This window comes from Bacteroides sp. OF04-15BH, assembly GCF_003477995.1.
Classification (GTDB): Bacteria; Bacteroidota; Bacteroidia; order Bacteroidales; family Bacteroidaceae; genus Paraprevotella.
The window spans coordinates 1-23806 of the sequence record NZ_QUEM01000013.1 but is presented as its reverse complement, the minus strand read 5'-3'; the positions used below and the strand labels follow the sequence as shown (position 1 = coordinate 23806).

Genomic DNA, 23806 nt, shown 5'->3' with positions numbered 1-23806 from the left:
GTGTTATACAAAACCAGCATGAATATGATGTTTTTGCATTATTTGAAATCGGCTGTTCGCAGCCTCATGAAATATAAAGTCCAGACGACGGCCAGTGTGATTGGTCTGGCCTTGGGCTTTGTCTGCTTTGTTTTGTCGGCTGTTTGGGTACGCTATGAGCAGACGTTCGACAGTTTTCATCGTGGGGCAGACCGTATGTATCTGTTAAGATCATCCAGCTTCTGGGAGAATCAGACCTCCTTAAGTCATCATTTTCCTTTAGCAGAGGAACTGAAAAGAACTTTTCCCGAAGTAGAGGATGCTGCGGCCTATTGGTATTGGGAGATTTCCGTAAAACTCTCAGAAGATGCAGCTGAGGACGTAAATCTCGGTTGCATTCGTTCCGATTCCTTGTTTGTTCGTATGTTTGATGTGCGGTTAGTGCGGGGTAGCTGGAGTTTCCTGAATGTACCCGAGGAAGCTGCTCTGACCGAAGAAGGGGCGCGTCGCCTTTTTGGAACGACTGATGTTTTGGGACGCACCATTTATTATGCGGGTAATACTTATCGCATTTCGGCTGTTTTAACCGGGTGGGGACAGCATACCAATTTTCCGTTCTCCATCATGCTCGGAATGGATCAGGATGAAAAGAATAAGTCTTCTTATCCTGATTATTATATTAGTCTGCGTTTGACTTCCGAAACAGATACGGCGGCTTTGGTTGCACAAATGAATAACAGCAGTCTGAAATATAAGCAGACTAACTGGTGGGATGGAAGCAAGTGCGCATTAAGTCTGGAACCTTTGACGCATTGCCGTTATACGGAATTTCAGGACAGACAGAGTGTTTCGATATTTTATATCCGTCTGTTCTCCGCTTTAGGTTTGGTGCTGATTGTGCTGGCTTTGGTAAACTTCTTTTCCATGTTGGTATCTCGGATGCATCTGCGCCGTCGGGAGCTGGCTTTGCGCATAGCCTGTGGTTCTTCACGGGGCGGACTGACCGGACTGTTTCTTTCCGAACTGCTTTTGATCTTGTCGGGAGCAGTCTTGTTGGGAATGGTTCTTGTCGAAGCGGTAGAAAAGCCTTTTTGCATGCTGTCCGGAATAGAAGGAAGTATTCGCCTTCCGGTGGCGGTATGCTTTTTGCTGTTAGCGATCATTACTTTTTTGATGACCTGGGGAATTATTGCTTTTTACTGTAATCGGATTGCGTCACGCCAGTTGCAACCGGCAGTCGTTGTCCGTCCGGGGCGTTTCTCATTCCAGAAGATTTGTCTTGGCGTGCAGTTCGGCATTTGTGCTTTAGTTTTGTTTTGCCTGTCATTTTTATTGTTACAGCTGCGCCATCTGACACGCACTGATATCGGTTTCGAGCGCGACGGACGGGCTATGGTCGAATGCGATGGCTCAGAATCCTTGAACGAACGTATTATACACGAATTGCGCCGACAGCCTTACGTACAGGAAGTGAAGAAACTCTATTCCCTGCTTCCGCAGAAAAGCAGTGGAAGTCTAGCCGTGAACACCTGGGACGGCAAATTGGATGATGCATATTCAATTGCTCTGAATGCTATTCCTGAAGGACAGGAATTCATGAACTTCTACGGACTTCGCCTGATAGCCGGAAATACACTGATAACGCAAGACGACACTATATCTGCGGTGATTAATGAAACGGCTGTCCGCAGGATGAACATGAGCGATCCGATAGGGAAGAAGGTCGGAAGGTGGACCATTGTCGGTGTGGTACGCGACTTCCATGTGTCTGCTCCCACGGTTCCGGTCGAACCGACGATTATTCTTGGGTTTAACGGTCCCGTACACTTGGGACGGGAAACCTTAGTACGCTTTGATGAATCGGATACGGACCGTCTGAAACATTTTGTCGACTCGTTGGCGCAGTCCGAAGAGCCGGGCGTATTTCTGAAAATAACCACGGTGCGCGAGGCTTATGAGGAATACCTTCGCAGCGAGCGCACCTTGCAGAAACTGCTGACGGTGGTAGCTGTGGCTTGTGTGCTGATCACGCTGATCGGTGTCTTTGCCCATGTTTCCTTGGTCTGTGAGCAACGGCGCAAGGAAATAGCTATCCGTAAGGTAAATGGAGCTACGGCCGCCGGCATCTTCCGTTCGTTCCTGAAAGAATATTTTGTCTTATTGTTGGTGGCTTGCGTTATTGCCTTTCCGTTGGGAAGTGTGGCGATGCAGAACTGGGTGGAGCGCTATGTGGAGCGTATGGCTTGGCCCTGGTGGTTGTATGCCGCCATTCTTGTGGGCCTGGCCTTGTTTGTTGTGCTCTGTATCGGTCGCAGTGTGTGGCGTGCGGCCCGTGAAAATCCTGCCGAGGTCATTAAAAGTGAGTAAATGAGAATTCAACACGAAAAGGTGTTATACAAAACAAGCATGAATATGATGTTTTTGCATTATTTGAAATCGGCTGTTCGCAGCCTCATGAAATATAAAGTCCAGACGACGGCCAGTATGATTGGTCTGGCCTTGGGCTTTGTCTGCTTTGCTCTGTCCGCCGTTTGGGTACGTTATGAGCAGACGTTCGACAGTTTCCATCGTGGGGCAGACCGTATGTATCTGTTGGGAGTAACTAATGGCTCGGATGACTATATGTCTGTAATACTTCCATTTCCGATGGCTGAGGCTGTGCGTCAGATGTTACCGGAAGTGGAAGATATTGCCGCTTTTTCTTTCGGTTGGGAAGAGGTGAGTATCTCTGCAGATCGTAAGATTGGTTCTTTGGAACGAATCCTATGTGATACGGCTTTTGTGCGGATGTTTGACATAAAACTGGCCTCGGGCAGTTGGAGCTTTCTGGAGAATACCGATGAGATAGCCCTGACAGAAGAAGGTGCCCGCAAAATTTTTGGAACGACAGAGGTTTTGGGGCGCGAGGTCTATTGTTGGGATAAGGCTTACCGGATATCGGCGGTGCTGTCAGACTGGGCCGGGCATTCCAATTTTTCTTTTTCCTTGATAGGTGCGATAGAAGAATCGGAAAAGGATGATCCGATTATGCACAGTTATTATGTTTGTCTGCGTTTGTTTCCTGATGCAGACAGACAGAAGGTTTCTGCACGGTTGAAAGATCTGTCTTTAAAAAATACTGCCGGACTGTCCATTAAAAAGCCAGGAGTAGGAATGAGGCTGGAGCCTTTGACCGATTGCCGCCACACCGTGTTTCGCGGGAGCATGGACATATCGCTATATTATATCCGTCTGTTCTCCGCCTTGGGATTGCTGCTGATCATTCTGGCTCTGGTGAATTTCTTTTCCATGTTGGTGTCTCGGATGCATGTACGTCGCCGTGAGCTGGCATTACGCATAGCCTGCGGTTCTTCACGGGGTGGACTTACCGGAGTGTTTCTTTCCGAGCTGCTTCTGATCCTGTCAGGCGCAGGGCTGTTGGGAATGATTCTCATGGAAACGGTAGAAAAGCCTTTCAGTGCGCTGTCCGGTATCGGAGAAAGTATTCGCCTTCCGGTGGCAGTTTGCATGCTGTTACTGATGGCCTTTACGTTTTTGATCACTTGGGGAGTTATTGTTTTTTATTGCCGACGCATTGCGGCACGCCAGTTGCAACCGGCTGCTGTCCGCTCGGGGCGCTTCGTCTTTCAGAAGGTTTGTCTTGGCATGCAGTTTGGCATCTGTGCTTTAGTGCTGTTTTGCCTGTCATTCTTGTTGTTGCAACTGCGCTATCTGACACATACGGATCTCGGTTTTGAACGCGACGGACGGGCTACGATTCGTACGAATGGATCTGAATTATTGCAAGCGCATTTGTTGCATGAGTTACAGAAGCAGCCATACGTGTCCGAAGTGAAACGGATGTATTCTTTGTTTCCACAAATAGATATGTTGGATATGGCTGTTTCCTCTTGGGAGGGTAAGCCGGATGATGCCGAACAGGTTCCATGCTTGGGTATTCCCGAAGGAGAAAAGTTTTTGAAGTTCTATGAGCTTCGTCTTGTAGCCGGAAGTACGCTGACAGAGCAGAGCGACAGTTGTTCTGTCATGATTAATGAATCACTTGCCCGGAAAATGGATATGGCCGATCCCGTAGGAAAGAAAATCGACGGATGGACCATTGTCGGTGTGGTGCGTGATTTTCACGTGTCTGCTCCTACGGTTCCGGTTGAGCCGGTCATCTTTTTCAAATTGGATGCCTCCATCCCGTTCGGAAAAAACATAGTGGTGCGTTTTGACGAATCTTATACGGACCGGCTGAAGCATTTTGTCGATTCGTTGGTTCGTGCCGAGGAGCCGCAAGCTTATGGAAGTGTTTACACTGCGCGCGAGGCTTATGAGGAATATCTTCACGGCGAGCGCACCTTGCAGAAACTGCTGATGGTGGTTGCCCTGGCATGTGTGCTGATCACGCTGATCGGTGTCTTTGCTCATGTTTCCTTGGTCTGTGAGCAACGGCGCAAGGAGATTGCCATCCGCAAGGTGAATGGTGCTACGGCCGCCGGCATCTTCCGTTCGTTCCTGAAAGAATATTTTGCCTTATTGTTGGTGGCTTGCATTATTGCTTTTCCGTTGGGAAGTGTGGCGATGCAGAACTGGGTGGAGCGTTATGTGGAACGCATGGCCTGGCCTTGGTGGTTGTATGCAGCCATCCTTGTGGGCCTGGCCTTGTTTGTTGTACTCTGCATCGGTCGCAGTGTGTGGCGCGCGGTCCGTGAGAATCCTGCTGAGGTGATCAAGAGTGAATGATTTTTAATATGGATAATTTTAAAAATAGTTTCGGTATGAAAATATGGATTTATGCCTGGCGCTTTTTGAAACACGCCAAATCTTATGTATGGATAAATTTGCTTGGGCTGTCGTTAAGTCTGGCTTGTTGCATCATTTTAGTCCGTTATCTGTATCGCGAGCAGACCGTGGATGTTCATTGTGTGGATCGGGATCATGTATATGGGGTGAAAGTAATTCAGGGGGGTAATTCTTATCTGGGAACATACGGCGGTTATATAGAAAATGCCCGGATTGATCCGTCGCATGTTAAGGCTCGTACTCAGGTAAGGCCATTGCAGGGCTCTTCTTATGTGACAAAAGACGGCAATCGTTTTTTTGCCAAAGCGATTGCAACGGACAGTATGTTTCTGCGTTTGTTTCCTTATCCGGTGCATCTGGGAAAAGTGTCGCTGTCTGCTCCTAACTCGGCGATACTTCTGAAGGACTTTGCTGACAGCGTCTTTGGAACGGATGTCAATCCGATTGGAAAAACGCTACGCTTTTCCAATGGTAAGGACATTGTGGTGGAAGGTGTGTTGGACAGACCCGCCAATAAGGTTTCCATGACTTTTGATTTGATTGTTTCCTCTCAATTATCTGAAGTTTGGGATGGAGTCATGCCTATGGAGTTTTATTCTTTTTTCCCGGAAACAGATATGCGACTTCTGGAAGAGGAAGCCCGTAAGCCTCGTCAGATACTTCCTTATGATGACCGGAAATTTTCATTTTCATTTGTTCCGGTAAAAGATATCTATTGGGATCAGTCCATTCAGTATGATTCCACAGGTCAGTCCGATATGTTTTCTACCGGCAACCGGACACATTTCCGGATCTTATGTGTTGTGTGCCTGTTGTTGCTTCTGGTCGGTATTCTGAACTTTGTCAATCTTTATTTGGTCATGATGATGAAACGGGCCAAGGAACTTGATTTAAAAAGAGTGTATGGTGCCGGGAAGCATGATCTTTTTCTGCAAATATGGAGTGAAAACCAATTACTGACGGTGATTTCCATGTTGTTGGCCTGGATCATCATTGAATGTGTACAGCCTTTTACTTCTTTTCTGTTTGGTTATACACAGTCATACTTGCCTTTGGACGGTTGGATTTCAGTCGGTATTTTGGTGCTCCTGCCTTTGCTTCTTTCCGTTTATCCTTATATGAAATATACTTTTGGTCGTTCTGTGGTTTCCCTGCGTTCGATAGGTTCCGGTATCCGTTCTACCCGTTCCCGTATGGCGTTTCTTTGTTTCCAGTATGTGTTGACATTCTTGCTGTTGTTTTTGGCTTTCTATTTCAACCGACAACTGAAGCTTTTGTTGGAGGCTGACCCTGGTTTCCGGACTGAAGATGTTCTGATCGCACGGCTTAATTATAATTCCGGCTCTCTTTCATCACCCGAAGACTTTTTGCAACAACAGCAACGATTGAAAGTTTTGGGGGATAAATTGAATGCCTGTCCGGATATTGAGATCTGGGACGATAGTTATGCGGATATTCTTACAGGAGATATGGAAGCCGTATTCTTGAATGATAAAGGCGAACGCATCACTCTGAATATGCGTATGGCTTCACCACGTTTTTTTGATGTATTTGATATTCCTTTTGCCGAGGGCGGATTGCCGAAGAATGTGTCGGAAGTCAACGGACTGTTTGCGGCTGTTGTCCTGAATCGCGCCGCAATGGAAGCTTTGGGTTATACGAATCTTAGTGGTGCCGTGCTGACAGAAACAGTGCCGATGATGACTCGAGGGCTGGAAAACAACACTCTGTCTGTATCAGCTGTCGTGGAAGATTATTACGGAGGTCATTTGACTTTGGGTAAAAAACCTACAGTATATTTTGTCGGTAATCTACCTATGGGAGAAGTCTATCAGATAGCGTGCGCTCCGGGAAAGATACATGCGGTAGTGGATTATCTTCGCAACGTGGAAAAGGAGATTTATGGCAGTGAGGATTTTGAGTATCGTATTCTGGAGGACACGGTGCGGGAAATTTATGCAGAGGATCGCCGTGTCGCTTCCGTTTATCAGTTGTTTGCCGTGATGTCCGTATTGGTTTCCGTGTTGGGCCTGTTTGGCATTTCTTTGTTTGACTTGCGCCGGCGTTATCGGGAGATCGGTATCCGGAAGGTGAACGGAGCCCAACCGAAAGATCTTTATCTTTTGCTTTTCCGTCAGTACATAGGCCTTTTGCTGCTGTCCTGTTTGATAGCTACACCTGTAGCCCTGTTCTTGATTGAGCAATATACAGAACATTTTGCGGTAAAGGCATCTATCGGTGTCGGTGGCTTTTTAGCGGTATTCCTGTCCGTTGCCTTGGTTTCTTTAGGTACGCTTTACTGGCAAGTACGCCAGGTTTTGCAGAGCAATCCAGCTGAGGTGATTAAGAGCGAATAAAGTCTTCCGTGCTCCATTTGCTTGTAAAGGCTGTGCGCTTCCGCACGATTTTTGTGCGGATTCGCACGCGACTTGTAGGACGTGATTTTTGTAAAATGCTATAAAACAGATTGTTCTGAATTGGCACGCATTTTGCTTGTCTTTTTGCAGAACAATCAATCCAGATAAGTTATGCAGAGAATGAATTTTCTATTTACACTCAAACTGATTCTGCGCGGCTGGTGGCGCAACAAACTTTTCTTTGCTGTGGCTGTGATCAGTCTTTCTGTGGGGTTGGCATGCACCAATTTGTTGCTTACTTATTTTGTGCATGATTACTTCATTGAGCAGAATAATCCCGATAAAGACCGTATCTTTGCTTTGCGGCAGGATAATTTCTTTGAGGAAGGGCAGAAGGTTACTTTTGCTTTGGGCGATGTACCGCCCCAGATTCAGAAAGAGGTGCCCGGAGTGGAAAGCTTTTTGCGTCTTCAAACTTATGATCAGCCGCTGGTGCGGGTGAGTAAACAGGATTACACCGATTTATGTCTGATAGGTGCCGACTCGACTTTGATGGATTTCTTTCCGCCGCGACTGATTGCCGGGGACCTGAAACAGGTGCTGACGGCTCCCGGTAAGATTGCCGTGAGTCGCAGAGTGGCGGAACGTCTTTGGGGAGATGAGAACCCGTTGGGACAGGAGATGCGGATTACGGCAAGTGCGGAAACCCGTATTTATGAAGTAGCAGCCGTATGGGAGGAGCAGCCTCAGGCTTTTCTGAAAATGGATTTACTTACGGGGCTGGGACCGGACTTTTGGGGAGGAGTTCCTTTCCTGAAACTCCGGAAAGGGACAGACCCGGAGCAGGTGCAGCGTGCTATCCGCCAGAATGAGGGGATTGCTACGATGAAACCCGGTGACACGCAATATTACGTGGAACCCTTGTCGGAACTCTATTTCGTACAACCGGAAGGCAGTAATCAGCAACCTTTGCCGTTTTTGCAACAGAGTCCGGTGCAGCTGCTTTACGTGGGACTGTTGGCTGCCTTGCTGGTGCTGTTCGTGGCATGTTGCAATTATGTAAATATGAATCTGAGCCGTTTGTGGCAGCAACTGAAAATGATTCACGTGGAGAAACTGATGGGAGGAACCATTCAGGAAATTCGCATGCAACTGTTTGGTGATGTTTTCCTTACCGTGTTGCTTTCTTTCCTGCTTTCCTTGTTGCTGATTCACGATGTGTTGCCGCTGTTCAATTCCATTTTGGGCTCACGCCTGCAGATGTCCTTCTTCTTCAGCGGACAAATCCTGCCTTTGCTGTTTCTGGTGTTTCTCATTCTGTCTTTGGTGCCGTCGTGGTATGCCAGCCGTCGCCTGATTCGCCTGAGTTACTCCGATTATCGGGCAGCTTTTGGCAGCAGACAGAAACGTCGTTTCCTGTCTGTGCTCGTCCTGCTTCAGTTTGCGGTTACCGGCGGACTGGTATTGGCTACCGGCGTAGCGGCCCGGCAACAGAAACAGATTCTGGAGCGTGCCTCCTGCTATGAAGGCCGGATAGAGTTTGGCGACTGGGAAACTCCGCCCGTAGCTCCATTTCGTGAGGAACTGCTCCGCAAAGTGCCCGGTGTGATTACCGCCACCGTGTCAGGAGGGCGGGTCCTGAATGCGCTGATGAGCATGCTGGAACTTCCGAAGCCGGATGGTACCACCCAGTCTGCTTTCCTGCTGAAGTTCTACAGTGACACCACATTGCTTGACATTCTGAATCTGCGTCTGCTCACGGGAACAACCTTGCAGCAGATCGAACAGAATTATGCGCATCCGGCTTTGGTCAACGAAAGTTATGTGCGTACTCTGGTTCCGCCCGGAATTTCCCCGATAGGACATGCTTTGCGGGAGTTTGATGCGAAAGCCGATTCCTTATATGTATTGGCCGGAGTGGTGCCGGACTTTCCGGTCAACTCTCTGGAACATGAAATTTCGCCGGCTGTGATTTATTTGCAGCAGCCGGATCAGGAACTGGCTCAGGCCACCTGTATGCAGATTCGTCTGGCGCCGGAACATCGTGAAGAAACCCTGAGGCAGATTGCCACGGTGTGGGAGGAGATGTACCACACTCCCTTCCAGTACACCGATATGCACCGGGATTTTCTGCAACGGAACATGCGTTTCCTTTCCTTCTTCCGCATTCTGACGGTGTATGCGAGCATAGCCCTGTTGCTCACCGCATTCGGTATTTTCGGCATCTCGTGGTATGCCATGCGGCAGCGCGTGCGTGAGATGGCCATCCGGAAAGTCTACGGAGCCGGGAAGCGGCAAATACTCTGGTTACTGCTCAAGCCGTTCCTGATGTATGCGCTGGGTGCTTATCTGGTCGGCATTCCTTTGGCCGCCTGGGCTGTGACACGATGGTTGCAACAGTTTGCCTATCGGGTATCCTTGTCGGCATTCGATCTGCTCCTTCCGTTGGGAGTGCTGTTGGGCCTGTCTTTCCTGATTGTAGGCGTGCAGGCATGCGTGCTTCTGAGAAATGATGTGGTGCGTTCTCTGAAAACAGAATAAATGAATCCTGAGAGATACAGATAATATACAATAACCTTATAAATACGAATAAAATGATTAAGACAGAAAATTTACAGAAGGTGTTCCGCACAGAAGAGGTGGAAACCTGGGCTTTGAACAAGGTGAATATTGAAGTCAAGAAAGGGGAGTTTGTGGCCATTATGGGTCCGTCCGGTTGCGGCAAATCTACCCTGCTGAATATATTGGGACTGCTGGACAATCCTACCGATGGAACTTACTATCTGGATGGGGTAGAGGTATCGAAGTACACCGAGGCACAGCGCACCCGTTTGCGTAAGGGAGTCATCGGCTTTGTGTTCCAAAGCTTCAATCTGATTGATGAGCTGAATGTGTATGAGAATATCGAATTGCCGTTGCTCTACATGGGAGTGCCGGCTGCCGAGCGCAAGCAAAAGGTGCAGGAGGTGATGGATCGCATGGCCATTGCCCACCGTGCCAAGCATTTCCCGGGACAGCTTTCCGGCGGTCAGCAGCAGCGTGTGGCCATAGCCCGTGCCGTGGTAGCCGGACCGCAGCTGATTCTGGCCGATGAGCCTACCGGTAACCTGGATTCCAAGAACGGAAAGGAGGTGATGCAGCTGCTCAGCGAACTGCACCGCGACGGTACAACCATCGTTATGGTGACCCACTCGCAGCACGATGCCGGTTATGCCGAGCGCATCATCAATCTGTTCGATGGTGAGGTGGTTACCGAACTGGAACTGTAATTATCCGCTTCGTTCCGCTTCAGAAGCGATGCAATCATAAAGGGTTAATAAAAAGATGAGGTATGCCCCGGCTCAGGTCCGGAAAAAGAGAAACCTGGAGCCGGGGGCTCATACCTCATTAAAAAGACCGGAAAAGAATCATGTCTTTACTCCGCGCAGAGTAAGCATATGATTCTTTTCCGGTCTTCTGTTTACAGACTGAAGGCTTTTCCGTGCAGTCTGTATCTTTAACTGCAAACTTTAAATGTTGGGAGTTGCATCCAACTCGGTCTTGAGTGGGAGGCAACTTTCTTCTTATCGGGAAATCAATACTTTCTTTCCGCTCTTGGTTACATAAACCCCTTCGGTTGGGTGCAGCACACGGCGGCCTTGCAGGTCGTAAAGTTCCTCCGGCGCGTTATCGGTTACGATGTCGGATTCGATTCCCGTAGTGCCGTCACCGTCTTCCCGGAAGGAGATGATGAATCTGCCGGCTCCTTCGGCTGATGCCGGAATATTCATTCCCGGCAGATAAGCCTTGTTTGCTCCCAGATTCAGATCGTTGGCTGCCACCTTGTAGAATCCGATAACTCCGTTTTTGTTGCCCAGAATATAGTCTTTGGCGGTAACGGCTTTCGGCAGTAAGGTACCCTCCAGTACATTGTTGCTGTTTGTTGCGCTACCTTCGTCCGTAGCGGAAATGGTCAGAGTATAGGTGTTGGCTTTTCCTGCCAGAATCACAGCCGTATTGGCCGGGATCCATTCGCCCGGAAGTTCTTCCAGAAGCAACTGATGGTCTTCGCCCTTGTTGCTCACACTTCCGGTGTAGGCTTTCAGACTGCCGTCCTGCGGCAATTTTACGGCAAACGGATAATGAGCTGTGGCATATCCGGCTTCGGTGATGGTAATGTCCAAAGCTGGTGCTTCAACCAGATACCATTGGGTACCGTCCACACGGTCGCCACAGGCCGATACGGTCTGTCCGTTCAGATGCACGTAGGAGTTGCCACCGGCTTCGGTATTCGTATTTTGCAGATAGAAGCGGGCACTTCCTCCGTCAATCAGGGCAAATGTTCCCTGTTTGATCTTGCTGCCGTTCAGGCTTCGGCCTTCCAGACCGAATGCGTTGTTCTGATTGTTGCTCTTGGCTGCTCCCAGATACTCTCCCTGCACGGAAATGCGGTAAGCTCCGTTTGCTGCCGGTTCCAGAAGGAAGATGCCATTCGCCTTGGCTGCTGCGGGGCTTGTTGCCTGGAAGAAACCGTCCTGCTGCGCTGCTACGGCACTTTGTGCATCAGTTCCTAACAGATAGTAGACTTTATGCAGGTTCAGCGCAGTTTTGTTCTCGAAGGCATCACATACAGCTTGATAATTGGCTGGGGTAGGATTGCTTTTCAGCGCTTCGATAGCCTGTTTCACGGCGTTTCGGTCTGCCGGTTCGCCTACAGCACCGTTTGGAATACTTTGAAGTCTGTTTTCAAAATCCGGTGCGGTCAGACTCAGAACGTCTGTTGGGTTCATGGCTTTCAGGGCGGTAACAGATTCCTTTGCCGTTCCGAAAGTTACTTCCTGATTGGCTACGCAGAGGAATGTCTTTCCGTAGTTGATATTTTTGCTTTGAAAGCAGAACATCTGATCGTCTTCCTGTCCGGATGCAGTTGCGACAGACCATACGACCATGTCATTTTCGGGACTGCTCATCGCTGCTTTCCCGTCCTCCTGAGTATAGGTTACGGCCAGAGAACTTCCGGCAGCCTTGTTATACAGTTTGAATCCGTCGGTCACGTTTCCGCTGATGCACCACAGCTTGCTTTCGTCCAGAAGATGACCTTCGGTGAGGGTTGTGACCTGGATATGCTCCTGGTTTTGCGCGTCATATTGCATCAGTTTCAGCGCACCGCTGCCGTTGCTGCCCATCAGATACCAGTGTGCATCCGTGAAATTGCCGTTGCTGACGGTGGTGGTTTCAAAAGGCAGGTTATCTGCATACTGCAATGTGATCTCCTTGCCGGATGCTTCTGCCGTGCTGACTGTTCCTTCACTGCTGATGGTCAGTTCCTGATCTCCGGCCATCGCCTTGGTCACTTTCCGGAAGGGGAATGCCGGCAGTGTGATTGCTGCTCCGGGCTCTGCTTTTAGGGTTTGTGACTGGAAGGTTTTTCCGTTCTCGTCCTGACATACGAGAGTATAGCTTTCCTGACCTTGTGTCGCAAAATATTCCTCCCAGTATTCAGTACCCTTATCGTAACTGTAAACGGTTACAATTGGAATCAGACCATGCTGGACTTCTCCATTAATCAGTACGGAAGTCTGCATATATGGGCGCCAGTTCTGGTCTTTGCGGTATATCACATCAATTTTACCCAAAGAGAGATCTCTTCCCAGAAGCGAGTTGTTCCAGGCTGTCGCAGAGTCTACATAGTATAAGGCTTTGACATAGCCATTTTCATCAAATTCGGCTCCCCAAAAGGTAATGGCATGACTTCCCGATATGTTACTTTCGTCGATGGAAAGCATGCGGTTGTTTTTCAGAGCGTCAACCACACATTCGTTGAACGTGCGCCGGCTCATCGGGTTGTAAGTGACGGCCAGTGAGTTATTGCCAAATACATCTTTGAAAAATCCGCCTTTTCCTTTTGCGGATGCCTGAACGCCATCATCTATTCCGTTGATAAACCAGTCGAATCCGCGAGTGGGAAGATCACCTTTGTTTTCCACCCAGTTTCTCACAAAGTGTCTGAACACATCCGAAACTCCCTTGCCGTAGTACTTGAATTCGGGAACATCGTGTGTCTTTCTGTATTCCTGAATATATTTTTTGTTGCGGTCCAGCCACCAGTGAATTACATTGGAGCCTGTTGCGGCCCAACAGAAATTCAGCCAGTCCTGGTCTACATCATACCAGCCTCTTCCGGCTTTCCATTCAGCGAAATATTTCACAGGGTTTGTACTTGTCTGTACCCAGTCCTCATCGGGCACGTGAACGCCCTCCACAAAAACACTCTGTCCCTTGAACTCCTCACAGGCTCCTCCGATAGAGCCGTCCAGAGGCGACCAGAAGGCATACAGAGTGCAGGAACTGGTGAACCTGGCGGTACCGCCAATCCGGTACCGGGCATAGTCATCGGGCGAAAGGCCATATCCTTTGCACTCATATCCTTTGTCGGCAGTTGTGAACTGGTGCGGCGGTACGATGATGGTCTGGTTGGCACGCACGTAGATCGGTTCCATGCTTCCTTCGCCTCCGTTGCCATTGAAGGAAATCCGTAAGGCTGTGGCTTCCGGCTCCCAGATGGCATACAGCGTAGAGTTAGACGAGTAGTAAGTGAACCGTGGAAAAGCATCCTGATACATCGGTTCGTCACTGCCCGCCGTATTGCTCCAGCCAACAAAGCGATAGCCCTGACGGGTAAAGGTATTTTTCGGGAGCTGGAATTCCTGTCCCTCTGCAAGTCCTGTCAACGGCTCCATGCTGCCGCTGCCGCCATTGCTGTAGAAGGTAACTTGTCCGGTTGCTGCCGGAATTTGCTGCTGTCGGGATATTGTCGGATTTGTGGTCCGGCTTGTGCCGGCATGAAGAGTCGGCACTTGCTGCATTCCCTGAATGGGATAAGCCTCCAGTCCGGAGACGGCCAGCAGGGAAAGCAAAAATAGGTTCTTTTTCATAAATCAATGATTGATAGTATATTCTATTCTTGTTAAGGCAGCAAAATTAGTCTATTCTTTCAATACTTGCAAGTGAGGTTCGGCTCATTTGTGGTTATAATTCGGATACTAACAAAAAGTGGTTTTATTTGTTTTTGCTTCAGAATGTGTTTTATCGGGAGATTCCTGCAGGTCTGAACCCATAAAAAAAACGTTCCTGATGATTTTCAGCAATCATCAGGAACGTTTTGATAAATCATTGGGATCGTTTTTTACAACGCTCCGTATGGGGATTTTCGGACTCAGTCCTTATCCTTTAATCTTGCGGTAGTAATCCACCATCTTGATGGCTGTCACGGCACATTCGTCACCTTTGTTGCCCAAAGTGCCTCCGGCGCGGTCCTGTGCCTGCTCCATGTTGTTGCAGGTAAGCAGTCCGTAGATTACCGGCACGTCGAAGCGCTCGTTCAGTGAAGCCAGTCCCTGAGTGGTGCCCTCGCAAATATAGTCGAAGTGCGGAGTGTCGCCGCGTACCACACAACCGATGGCAATTACGGCATCCATCTTGCCGCTCTTGACCATCTGAGAGGCTCCGAATACCAGTTCGAAACTGCCCGGAACGGTCATCACGGTGATGTCTTCTTCGCGGGCACCGTGCTTGGTCAGTGTGTCATAGGCACCCTGAAGCAGGGCTCCGGTGATGTTGTTGTTCCATTCGCTCACCACGATGCCGAAGCGCATGCCCTGAGCAGAAGGAACAGAGTTCAGATCATACTCTGACAGATTGTGAAACTTGGTAGCCATAATTACGGATTATTTGCTCAGACGTTCGATGTATTTGTCGATTTCTACAGCCTGCATGGACTGTGGATATTTGTTCTTGATTTCGTTGTAGCAGTTCAGCGCCTTGTCGGTGTTGCCCTGAGATTCGAAAATCTCACCGGCCTGCTGCAGGTACATCGGAGTCAGGGTGTTGTTGTCGGCCATTTCGGCTGCCTTCAGCAATGTTTCGGTAGCCTTGTCCAACTGGTTGAGCTGAGCATAGCAGTTACCCAGAACACCTACGGCAGCCGGAGTGATCATTTCGTCATCGCACTTGTCGTATGACTCCAGATACTTCACAGCCTCCTGATAGTTACCGCTCTGAGCATAGCTCATTCCGGCATACAGGCGAGCCAGATTTCCGGCCTTGGTTGAGCTGTATTCTTCTGCAATGTAGATGAATCCCTTGTAACCGGTGCTGTCACCTTTCAGAGCTCTCTCGTAGTCGTTCATGGCAAAATACTGCTCGCCTTTGAACAGGGCTTCGTTGGCTTTCTGGTTCTTTGGTTCCAGAATGAAGCTCTTGTAGAGGAAGAATCCGGCTACAGCCACAACGACAACGGCCAGTCCGGCCATTACGGGTTTCTTGTACTTGTCGATCAAAGCCTCAGAGCTTTTGATGTGATGGTCCATATCATGACCATGAGTTGTTTTGTTTGTCATTTTTATAGAACTGTTTTGTTATTATTTCCTTGGTTGAAAGTGCGCTTTGTACCGTTTGCGACAAAGGCGAAGCAAATTTATACAAAATCCCCCGTTTTATAAAATTTATGGCTTATTATTTTCAGATATTCTTGATAAAACCTAATTTTGTATGATTCAAAGATTAATGATTTCCAGGCATGATACTGAAACGAATATCTATCCTCAATTATAAGAACATACGTGAGGCAGACATTGAGCTGTCGCCCAAAATCAATTGTTTTATCGGACATAACGGAGAGGGGAAAACCAATATCCTCGATGCCGTGTATTTCCTTTCGTTCTGCAAGAGTTATGTCAATTCGGTGGATTCGCAGAACATCACACACGACCAGGACATGTTCGTGATTCATGGGTTCTATGAGCGTGAGGATGGTGATCCGGAAGAGATTTTCTGCGGCATGAAGCGCAAGGCCAAGAAGCGTTTCAAGCGCAACCAGAAAGAATACAAGAAACTGTCGGAACACATCGGTCTGATTCCGCTGGTAATGGTGTCGCCTTCGGATGCCGACCTGATTCTGGGCGGAAGCGAGGAGCGCCGCCGCTTTATGGATCTGGTGATTTCGCAGTATGACCGTCCGTATCTCGATGCCCTGGTGCGCTACAACAAGGCCTTGCAGCAGCGCAATGTGCTGCTCAAGCAGGAAGAGGAGCCGGATGCCGAACTGCTGTCCTTGTGGGAGGAAGCCATGGCCCGCGAGGGGGAATATATCTATGCCCGCCGGCAGGAATATGTCAATGAGTTCGTCCCGATTTTTCAGGGCTTTTATTCGCGCATTTCGCAGGATAAGGAGCAGGTGGGGCTGCACTATGTGTCGCACTGTCAGCGCGGACCGTTGCTCGACGTGATCCGGCGTGACCGCGCCAAAGACCGCATCATGGGATATTCGCTGCACGGAGTGCATAAGGATGATCTGGAAATGACGCTGTCGGGTTTTCCCATCAAGCGCGAAGGGTCGCAGGGACAGAACAAGACGTTCCTGATTGCCCTGAAACTGGCGCAGTTCGATTTCCTGAAACGTACGGGCAGCCGCACCACACCGCTGCTGTTGCTGGATGATATTTTCGACAAACTGGATGCCACACGCGTGGAGCAGATTGTGCGTCTGGTGTCGGAGAACTGTTTCGGACAGATCTTCATCACCGACACCAACCGCGACCATCTGGATCAGATTCTCCGCAATATGGATCAGGAATACCGTTTGTTTCACGTTCAGAAAGGAGACATCAGCCGATGAGACGCAACAAATCCGAAATGTTTGGCGACCTGCTGCGTCAGTTCCTGCGCAGCGAGGGACTGGAGACTCCGCTCAACGAGCGGCGCATCGTGTCGGCGTGGCCGCAGGTGATGGGAGAGGGTATCTCTTATTACACCGGCAATATCTTTGTGAAGAACCAGACGCTTTATGTGCAGCTTAAATCGCCTTCGCTCAAATCGAATCTGATGATGAACCGGGCCCAGCTGGTGCGCCAGCTGAACGAGGCGGTCGGGGCACAGGTCATCACGCAGATTGTGTTCTATTGATTCGTCCCTTCGGGAAGAGTCACGATCCGGTGCATCCGGATGTCGTGTGCTTCGACCGGCAGCTCCGGCAGCAGCTGGAAGGGGAAACAGATGCCCATGCGGGGCACCTCCTTCAGTGCGGGACGGCTCAGCAAGCGGTCGTAATATCCCTTGCCGCGCCCCAGACGGCAGCCGTCGGCCGTAAAGGCCATGCCCGGCACGACAATCAGGTCTATTTTTATTTCATTCAAATTCATATCTTCGCCCTCCGGTTCCGGAATTCCGAAAGGATTCTCTGCCGAGAGGGTGTTTTCGTTCTGATACCGGCGCACCACCAGGTCGTCGCCGCACACCACCGGCAGCAGAATCTGTTTGCTGTGGGCATATTTCCGGATCAGTGAGGCCGTGTCCACCTCGTCGGGCAGGGCGTAATACAGCAACACGGTTCGGGCTTTCTGAAACACTTCGGTCTGCTCCAGCAGGCGGCATACTGCCTGCGACCATGCTTCAAGCTGCTCTTTCGGGCAGCTTTGTTTTCTTCTTCTGATTTCTTTTCTTAATATCTGTTTTTCGTTCATGGGATACGGAGATTTTTAAAAAGGCCCGGAGCCACACTGCCGAGAGTGTGGGCCGGGCCTTTCTGAAGGGATGAGTTTTTATTTTTTCTTGTTCTTTTGTGGGGCGCTGGCTGCCTTTGGAGCCGGTGCCTTAGGTTTGGCATCACCGTTCTTGAATACTTCCAGCGATTTCTTGATGGTGGCATCGCTTTCATTGAGATATTCAATGTAGGCTTCCATGTCGCGGCAGTTGTAGATGATGGTGCCGTAGATAGCCTCTTCAAAGCGCTTGCGCGATCTGCGGATCATCAGGTTGCGGCGGCGCAGTCCCTTTTGAGAGGCGTAAGTGGCAAACTGGTCAATCACGTTCTTCTTTTCCAGGAACTTCACAATATCGCTGTTTGTTTCCAGTTTGTTGATTTCCTCACGATGCTGATCGGAGTAGTTGAAACAGAACTGGCGTACCAGACCGCTCAGAACCGCTTCCTTATAATATAAGGTGATGTCGGTTGTATCTTCCGGAACAAAGATGTCCGGCATGATACCGCCACCGCCATACACGGTGCGTCCCAGGCGGGTCTTGTATTTCTCGCCGCTTTGCTTGATGCTGTCCTGTGAGAAGAACTCACCGCGCTCATAGCGCATCAGCAGGTCGTTTTCGTATTCCTGTCCGTGGCCTTTCTCATAAGGCTTTTGGATGCAGCGGCCCGACGGAGTGTAGTAGCGTGCCGTGGTGAGGCGGATAATACTTCCGTCCTTGAACTCGATAGGCAACTGAACCAGACCTTTTCCGAACGAGCGGCGTCCGATAACCAGACCGCGGTCGTTGTCCTGAATGGCACCGGCAAAGATTTCACTGGCCGATGCCGATCCTTCGTCTACGAGAACTACCAGCGGAATATCGCGGAAATTGCCCTGTCCGTCGCTGAAATAATTCTCACGCGGCGATTTGCGGCCTTCGGTATAGACGATGAGCTGGTCCTTGGGCAGGAACACATTGGCCATCTGGATGGCGGTGTGCATGTATCCGCCCTGATTGCCGCGCAGGTCGATGATGAGGTTCTTGAAGCCTTCGCGGTTGAGCTGGGCCAGAGCCACCAGCATCTCCGGATAAGTGGTTTCCGAGAAGCTGCGTACCTTGATGTAGCCCACGTCCGGCGTTACCATATAGGCGGCATCAATACTGTGTTGCGGGATGTCGCCGCGCACGATGTCGAAATACAGGGTTTCCTTTTCGTGGTTACGCTTGATGCCGAGTTTCACTTTCGAACCCTTGGGGCCTTTCAGGGTTTTCTTGGCGGTGACGTCGGTCACTTCCTTGCCGACAAACGGTTTGCCGTCCACGCTCACGATGCGGTCGCCGGCCATCAGACCGACTTTCTCGGACGGACCACCCTTCACGACATTCATAATGTGGATGGTGTCTTCGCGGATGACGAACATCACACCGATGCCCGAGAAACTGCCCTTCAGATCCTCCATGGATTCTTCGGCATTCTGGGCACTGATGTAGGCCGAATGCGGGTCGAGCTCAGACAATATCTTCGGCATGGCCGACTCCACCAGATCCTTTACGTTGACGGTATCGACATACTGCTCGTCGATAATGCGCAGCAAATCATTGAGCTTGTTGCTGCCGGTGTTGATGATGCTCAACCGGTTTCCGGAGAAATGGTTGGCATAGAAGGTTCCGATCAGAATTCCTGCCACAAGGCTTAAGGCCAGAAAAAGAGGCATAAGCCGTGGACTTCGATTTCTACTCATGGGATTTAGCTTATTGGTTATTTATCATTAGGTTTTGAATCACTGGGCAATTCCAGATAACACACCTCTACTCCGGCCTTGCGAAGCAGGTTGATGCCGTCTTCCAGGCGGTAGTTGCGCGAGTAGATCACGCGCTTGATGCCGGCCTGAATGATGAGTTTGGAACATTCGATGCAGGGGGCGTCGGTCACGTAAAGTGTGGCGTTCTCGCTGTTGTTGCCCGAACGTGCTATTTTGGTGATGGCATTGGCCTCGGCATGCAGCACATAAGGAAACGTCTGGTTGTTTTCGTCCTCGCATACATTCTCGAAGCCCGATGGAGTGCCATTGTATCCGTCGGAAATGATCATCTTGTTTTTCACGATCAGTGCTCCTACCTGACGGCGCTTGCAATAGCTGTTTTCCGCCCAGATGTGCGCCATGCGCAGATAGCGCAGATCCAGTTCCGTTTGTTTGTCTTCCAATGTCATAAGTCGGATGTGTTTCTGGGTTATGATTGTTTCTTGATACCGTTTCTTTCGAGCAGGGCGTCGATGCTCGGGTCCTGACCGCGGAAGCGGCGGTAGAGCGTCATCGGATGCTCGGTACCTCCCTTCGACAGGATTTCCTTGCGGAAGCGGGTGGCGATTTCGCGGCTGAAGATGCCGTGCTGCTTGAACAGGGAGAACGCGTCGGCATCCAGTACCTCGGCCCACTTGTAGCTGTAATAGCCTGCGGCATAGCCGCCCGACATGATGTGGCCGAACTGTACCGACATGCAGGTGTCCGGCTCCTGAGGCAGCAGGACTGTGCGCTTCCAGGCTTCGCGCTCAAAGGCCATCACATCGCCTTCGAACGGATGGTCCAGAGTGTAGTAGGCCATGTCGAGCAGGCCGAAGCTCACCTGACGGATGCAGGCATAGGCCACATTGAAATTGCGGCTGCGCACCACACGGTCAATCAGTTCGTCGGGCATCGGTTCGCCGGTCTGATAGTGGCGGGCAAAGGTGTTGAGGAAATCCTTCTCGATGGCGAAGTTCTCCATGATCTGTGAAGGAAGCTCCACAAAATCCCAGTACACGTTGGTTCCGCTCAGGCTTTCGAAACGGGTGTTGGCAAAGATGCCGTGCAGGGCATGACCGAACTCGTGCAGGAAGGTTTCCACTTCGCCGAGGGTGAGCAGAGCCGGCTTGTCTTCGGTGGGCTTCGTGAAGTTCATGGTGAGCGATACGTGCGGACGGCTGTTTCCGTCCTCCTTGCTGATCCATTGCTCCTTGTATGAAGTCATCCAGGCACCGCTGCGTTTGCCTTCGCGCGGATGGAAGTCTGTGTAGAGCACGGCCAGGAAACTGCCGTCCTCGTCAAACACTTCGTAGGCGTGAACATCGGGATGGTATACCGGAATGTCCTTGTTTTCACGGAAAGTAATGCCGTAAAGGCGGGTGGCCAGACCGAATACGCCTTTCTTCACCTGCTCCAGTTCCAGATAGGGGCGCAGCATCTCGGCGTCGATGTTGTATTTCTCCATGCGCAGCTTGTGGGAATAGTAAGAGAAGTCCCACGGACGGAAATCGAAATCGTCGCCTTCGAGTTTCTTGGCCAGGGCGATGAGCTCGGCCACTTCTGCCTTTGCGGTAGGCAGATAAGCTTCCAAAAGATCGTTCAGCAGGCGGTAAACCTGTTCGCTGGTCTCGGCCATACGCTGTTTCAATACGAAATCGGCATAGGTGCGATAGCCCAGAAGCTGGGCTTTCTCGCGGCGCAGGTTGACAATGCGCTTCACGATTTCCAGATTATTGTACTCGTTGTCCTTGGTGCAGATGGTGTTTGCGGCACGATACATCTGTTCACGCAGACTGCGGTTGTCGGCATAGGTCATGAACGGCGAGTAGCTCGGAGCATGAAGGGTAAACACCCATCCTTCCAGATTCTTTTCCTTGGCGGCCAGACGGGCGGCCTCGATGGCGCTGTCCGGCAGGCCCTTCAGATCCTGTTCGTCGGTCAGATGCAGCTGGAAGTTGTTGGTCTCCTTCAGCTGATTCTGTGAGAACTGGAGTGTGAGCTGGCTCAGTTCCTTGCTCAGGGCACGGAATTTCTCTTTATCCTCGGCGCTCAGGTTCACACCGCTGCGGATGAATCCGTCGTACATCTTGTCCAAAAGCATCTGCTCCTCGGCATCGAGCGGACCGTGGTTCTCATACACCTGTTTGACGCGGGCAAACAACTGCTCGTTGAGCATGATATTGTTGGCGTGCTCGGTCAGGATGGGCGACATTTTCTGTGCCAGCTCGTCCATCGCGTCGTTGGTTTCGGCGCTCAGCAGATTGAAGAACACCTCGGTGACGCGTGAGAGCATATTGTCGGGAGTAGTATAGGCGATGGTGTTGTCGAACGTAGGGGCCTCCGGATTATTGATGATCTTGTCGATGGTTTCGTTCTCGCGGCGGATACCTTCGAGGATGGCCGGTTCGTAGTGCTCCAGTTTGATTTCATGAAAAGGAGCGGTATTGTGCGGAGTTCCGTAAGGTTGGTTGAAAAACGGATTCTCGTGGCGTGTCTGGTTCTTTTCGTTTGTCATATATTATGTTATTTCAATTCATTATATTCCGATAGTTTTTCTATGCTGGGAATGATGATTTCCTTCCGCTTGAGCATCAGTTTGCCTTCGTTCTGCATCCGGTTCAGGCTTTGCGACACATTGATGCGGGTGTCGTTCAGGATGTCGGCCAGATCAACCATGCGCACCGTGAGGCTCTTTTCGCCGGCCGGATACTGGATGTGCTGCAAAATGAAGCGCACGATTCTCTGCTCCAGAGACTCCGTCGGAAGAATGTTCCAGCACGGTCGCTGCTTCTTGAAAATGATACTGGAAAGATAATTAAGAAGATTCAGGCGGAACACATCGTAGGAAGCGATGATTTGAAGTGCCGCATGTTTGGGAATACTGATGATGCTGGCTTCGGTCAGGGCCTGATAGGTGCTTCGGTAGTGCGGATAGATGCCGAAAAGCGCTTCCGGCTGGATTACGGTCGGACCCTGAATCCGCTCGCTCACGGTAAAAAGATGATGGTCGGCCCGGGTGACGATACGGAGCGTTCCCTTCAGAACGAAGATCAGATGCTGGCACTTTTCGTCTTGCATGACGATGTTGCGTCCCGTGGGTATGTTCTTCGTCTGGAGCGGCAGGCTGTTCACTATCTGAATCATGTCGCTCCGGCCCATACCCTGAAAGAAGGGAAGTTCAAGCAATGTCTCAAAAATGGAATTTTCCATTACAACTAATCTCCAATTAATTCCTAACAAACTATATTTTCGCAAAGATAACAAAAGAAAAGTTATCCCTCGGGAATAACTTTTCTTTTATTCATGTCTTTAACTATTTTTGAATGTACTTTTTGGCTGTTTGGCCACCCACCTCCAGCTGATAGTCGTTCAGTTTTTCTTTTTCCGAAAAATTCTGCTAAAATATGCCGAATAGCTAAAAATGAGCGATTTACAAGTGTTTCACCTCAATAGAGGTAATGACTTGGTAATAGTTTTAACTTCTGTATTATACATAAGTTTGCATTACTTGTCAAACAACTCTTTTCGGTGACAAAGGTACAACATTTATGTGGATTGATGAAAATCATATCCATTTTTTAGATTTTATTTTCAGTTGCTGCCATATACGTAACTACTCAACACCCCTTGGATGTGTCAAATCCGCAAAATATTGATGATTTTGGCTATATTTATGCTACAAAATAGGCTATTGTGTCAAATGAGTACTTGAAATTCATTTTTAGGGGCTGAGTAGTAACAAGAACATCTGAGACCTACAGAGAATGAACCGCCAACCTGTGGGGAGGAATAAATTGAAAAATGCTTCCATACTGCGGGAGTACGGAAGCATTGGTATGGGGGAAAAGACAAAAGATTATTGCAGACTCTTGTCAAGAATTTCAAGAAGAATGGTAGGGTCCTCGTGGATTTGCTCAGCAGTGAGTCCTCTCTTTTCCACTTCTTCAGCGACGGCAGGATAGTCCTTGAATTTATCCTTTATCTTTTTCAACAGTTTCTTTTGAGAGTATTTTTCTCTTTTGGAATTAATTTTTTTATCCTCAAATAACATCCAATAGTAAACATGCTTGCCGCTATCAACCATATAGTGATATGCCCTACAGTCTAAATAAACGGTAATATTTGTCCATATACCAGTAAACGACCTGCTGTGGGTGGAATTGTCAAAAGCAAATGGTTCCATATAGCCAGTGACATGTTTTCCCTTGAAAACTTCAGTTGCCAAAAATGGAAATTTAGGGTCGTCATCTATAAGGATGAAAATGCGTTTCTTGCCATCCTGGAGAGCATTATCCACCTCAAGGGATTTAATGTCTACGATTTTGTATTTTACATCCTTACCATTTTGTGTTTCACTGAAATAGATGTTTTTCTTCATAAAGTGGATGTCGTTCTGCA

At 49.5% G+C, this 23806-nt stretch carries 16 protein-coding genes; 7 read left to right on the top strand and 9 right to left on the bottom strand.

Annotation, left to right across the window (positions count from 1 at the left end):
• Window positions 1–24 precede the first annotated feature (24 nt).
• The 5 genes from DXA74_RS07520 (at window position 25) to DXA74_RS07500 (ending at window position 10393) form a co-directional block, all read left to right on the top strand.
• The gene (locus DXA74_RS07520) at window positions 25–2346 is read left to right on the top strand and encodes an FtsX-like permease family protein (RefSeq protein WP_158576036.1); all 2322 of its coding nucleotides are present in this window, start codon (window positions 25–27) and stop codon (window positions 2344–2346) included.
• A 45-nt stretch (window positions 2347–2391) separates the two neighbouring features.
• Window positions 2392–4707 (top strand): ABC transporter permease, encoded by a 2316-nt coding sequence (locus tag DXA74_RS07515; protein ID WP_158576035.1) that lies wholly within the window; start codon window positions 2392–2394, stop codon window positions 4705–4707.
• Between the two features lie 35 nt (window positions 4708–4742).
• Window positions 4743–7124 carry an ABC transporter permease gene (locus DXA74_RS07510; RefSeq protein ID WP_118526347.1) on the top strand — a complete coding sequence of 794 codons (2382 nt, stop codon included), beginning with the start codon at window positions 4743–4745 and terminating at the stop codon, window positions 7122–7124.
• Window positions 7125–7304: 180 nt separating this feature from the next.
• Complete coding sequence (locus DXA74_RS07505) at window positions 7305–9665, top strand: ABC transporter permease (RefSeq protein WP_118526259.1); 2361 nt, start codon at window positions 7305–7307, stop codon at window positions 9663–9665.
• A 53-nt stretch (window positions 9666–9718) separates the two neighbouring features.
• On the top strand, window positions 9719–10393 hold the full coding sequence (locus tag DXA74_RS07500) for an ABC transporter ATP-binding protein (RefSeq protein ID WP_118526257.1): 675 nt from the start codon (window positions 9719–9721) through the stop codon (window positions 10391–10393).
• A 294-nt stretch (window positions 10394–10687) separates the two neighbouring features.
• On the opposite strand, the gene DXA74_RS07495 is transcribed toward DXA74_RS07500, so the two are convergent.
• The 3 genes from DXA74_RS07495 to DXA74_RS07485 all read right to left on the bottom strand — a co-directional run bounded on the left by DXA74_RS07495 (window position 10688) and on the right by DXA74_RS07485 (window position 15502).
• Window positions 10688–14038, bottom strand: a complete 3351-nt coding sequence (locus tag DXA74_RS07495) for an IdeS/Mac family cysteine endopeptidase (RefSeq protein WP_118526255.1) — start codon at window positions 14036–14038, stop codon at window positions 10688–10690.
• Window positions 14039–14326: 288 nt separating this feature from the next.
• Entirely contained in the window at window positions 14327–14821 is a 495-nt protein-coding gene (ribH, locus tag DXA74_RS07490; protein ID WP_118526253.1) for a 6,7-dimethyl-8-ribityllumazine synthase, read from the bottom strand.
• A 9-nt stretch (window positions 14822–14830) separates the two neighbouring features.
• Complete coding sequence (locus DXA74_RS07485; protein WP_118526251.1) at window positions 14831–15502, bottom strand: tol-pal system YbgF family protein; 672 nt, start codon at window positions 15500–15502, stop codon at window positions 14831–14833.
• Between the two features lie 179 nt (window positions 15503–15681).
• On the opposite strand from DXA74_RS07485, the gene DXA74_RS07480 reads away from it, so the two are divergent.
• Window positions 15682–16779, top strand: coding sequence for a DNA replication/repair protein RecF (locus DXA74_RS07480; RefSeq protein WP_118526249.1), 1098 nt, complete (start codon window positions 15682–15684; stop codon window positions 16777–16779).
• Window positions 16776–17066, top strand: a complete 291-nt coding sequence (locus DXA74_RS07475; RefSeq protein WP_118526247.1) for a DUF721 domain-containing protein — start codon at window positions 16776–16778, stop codon at window positions 17064–17066. The genes DXA74_RS07480 and DXA74_RS07475 overlap by 4 nt, the downstream gene beginning before the upstream one ends.
• Here the strand turns inward: DXA74_RS07475 and DXA74_RS07470 are convergent.
• The 6 genes from DXA74_RS07470 to DXA74_RS07445 all read right to left on the bottom strand — a co-directional run.
• The gene (locus DXA74_RS07470; RefSeq protein ID WP_118526245.1) at window positions 17060–17623 is read right to left on the bottom strand and encodes a 5-formyltetrahydrofolate cyclo-ligase; all 564 of its coding nucleotides are present in this window, start codon (window positions 17621–17623) and stop codon (window positions 17060–17062) included. The two genes, DXA74_RS07475 and DXA74_RS07470, sit on opposite strands and share 7 nt — an antisense overlap.
• Before the next feature lie 78 nt (window positions 17624–17701).
• Window positions 17702–19366, bottom strand: a complete 1665-nt coding sequence (locus DXA74_RS07465; RefSeq protein ID WP_118526243.1) for a S41 family peptidase — start codon at window positions 19364–19366, stop codon at window positions 17702–17704.
• Window positions 19367–19383: 17 nt separating this feature from the next.
• A complete protein-coding gene (locus DXA74_RS07460; RefSeq protein WP_118526241.1) occupies window positions 19384–19836 on the bottom strand; it encodes a dCMP deaminase family protein in 453 nt (150 codons plus the stop codon).
• Window positions 19837–19856: 20 nt separating this feature from the next.
• Entirely contained in the window at window positions 19857–21923 is a 2067-nt protein-coding gene (locus DXA74_RS07455; protein ID WP_118526239.1) for a M3 family metallopeptidase, read from the bottom strand.
• Between the two features lie 8 nt (window positions 21924–21931).
• On the bottom strand, window positions 21932–22618 hold the full coding sequence (locus tag DXA74_RS07450; protein WP_118526237.1) for a Crp/Fnr family transcriptional regulator: 687 nt from the start codon (window positions 22616–22618) through the stop codon (window positions 21932–21934).
• Between the two features lie 646 nt (window positions 22619–23264).
• The coding region (locus DXA74_RS07445) for a hypothetical protein (RefSeq protein WP_233550478.1) at window positions 23265–23806 on the bottom strand (542 nt) is incomplete at its 5' end.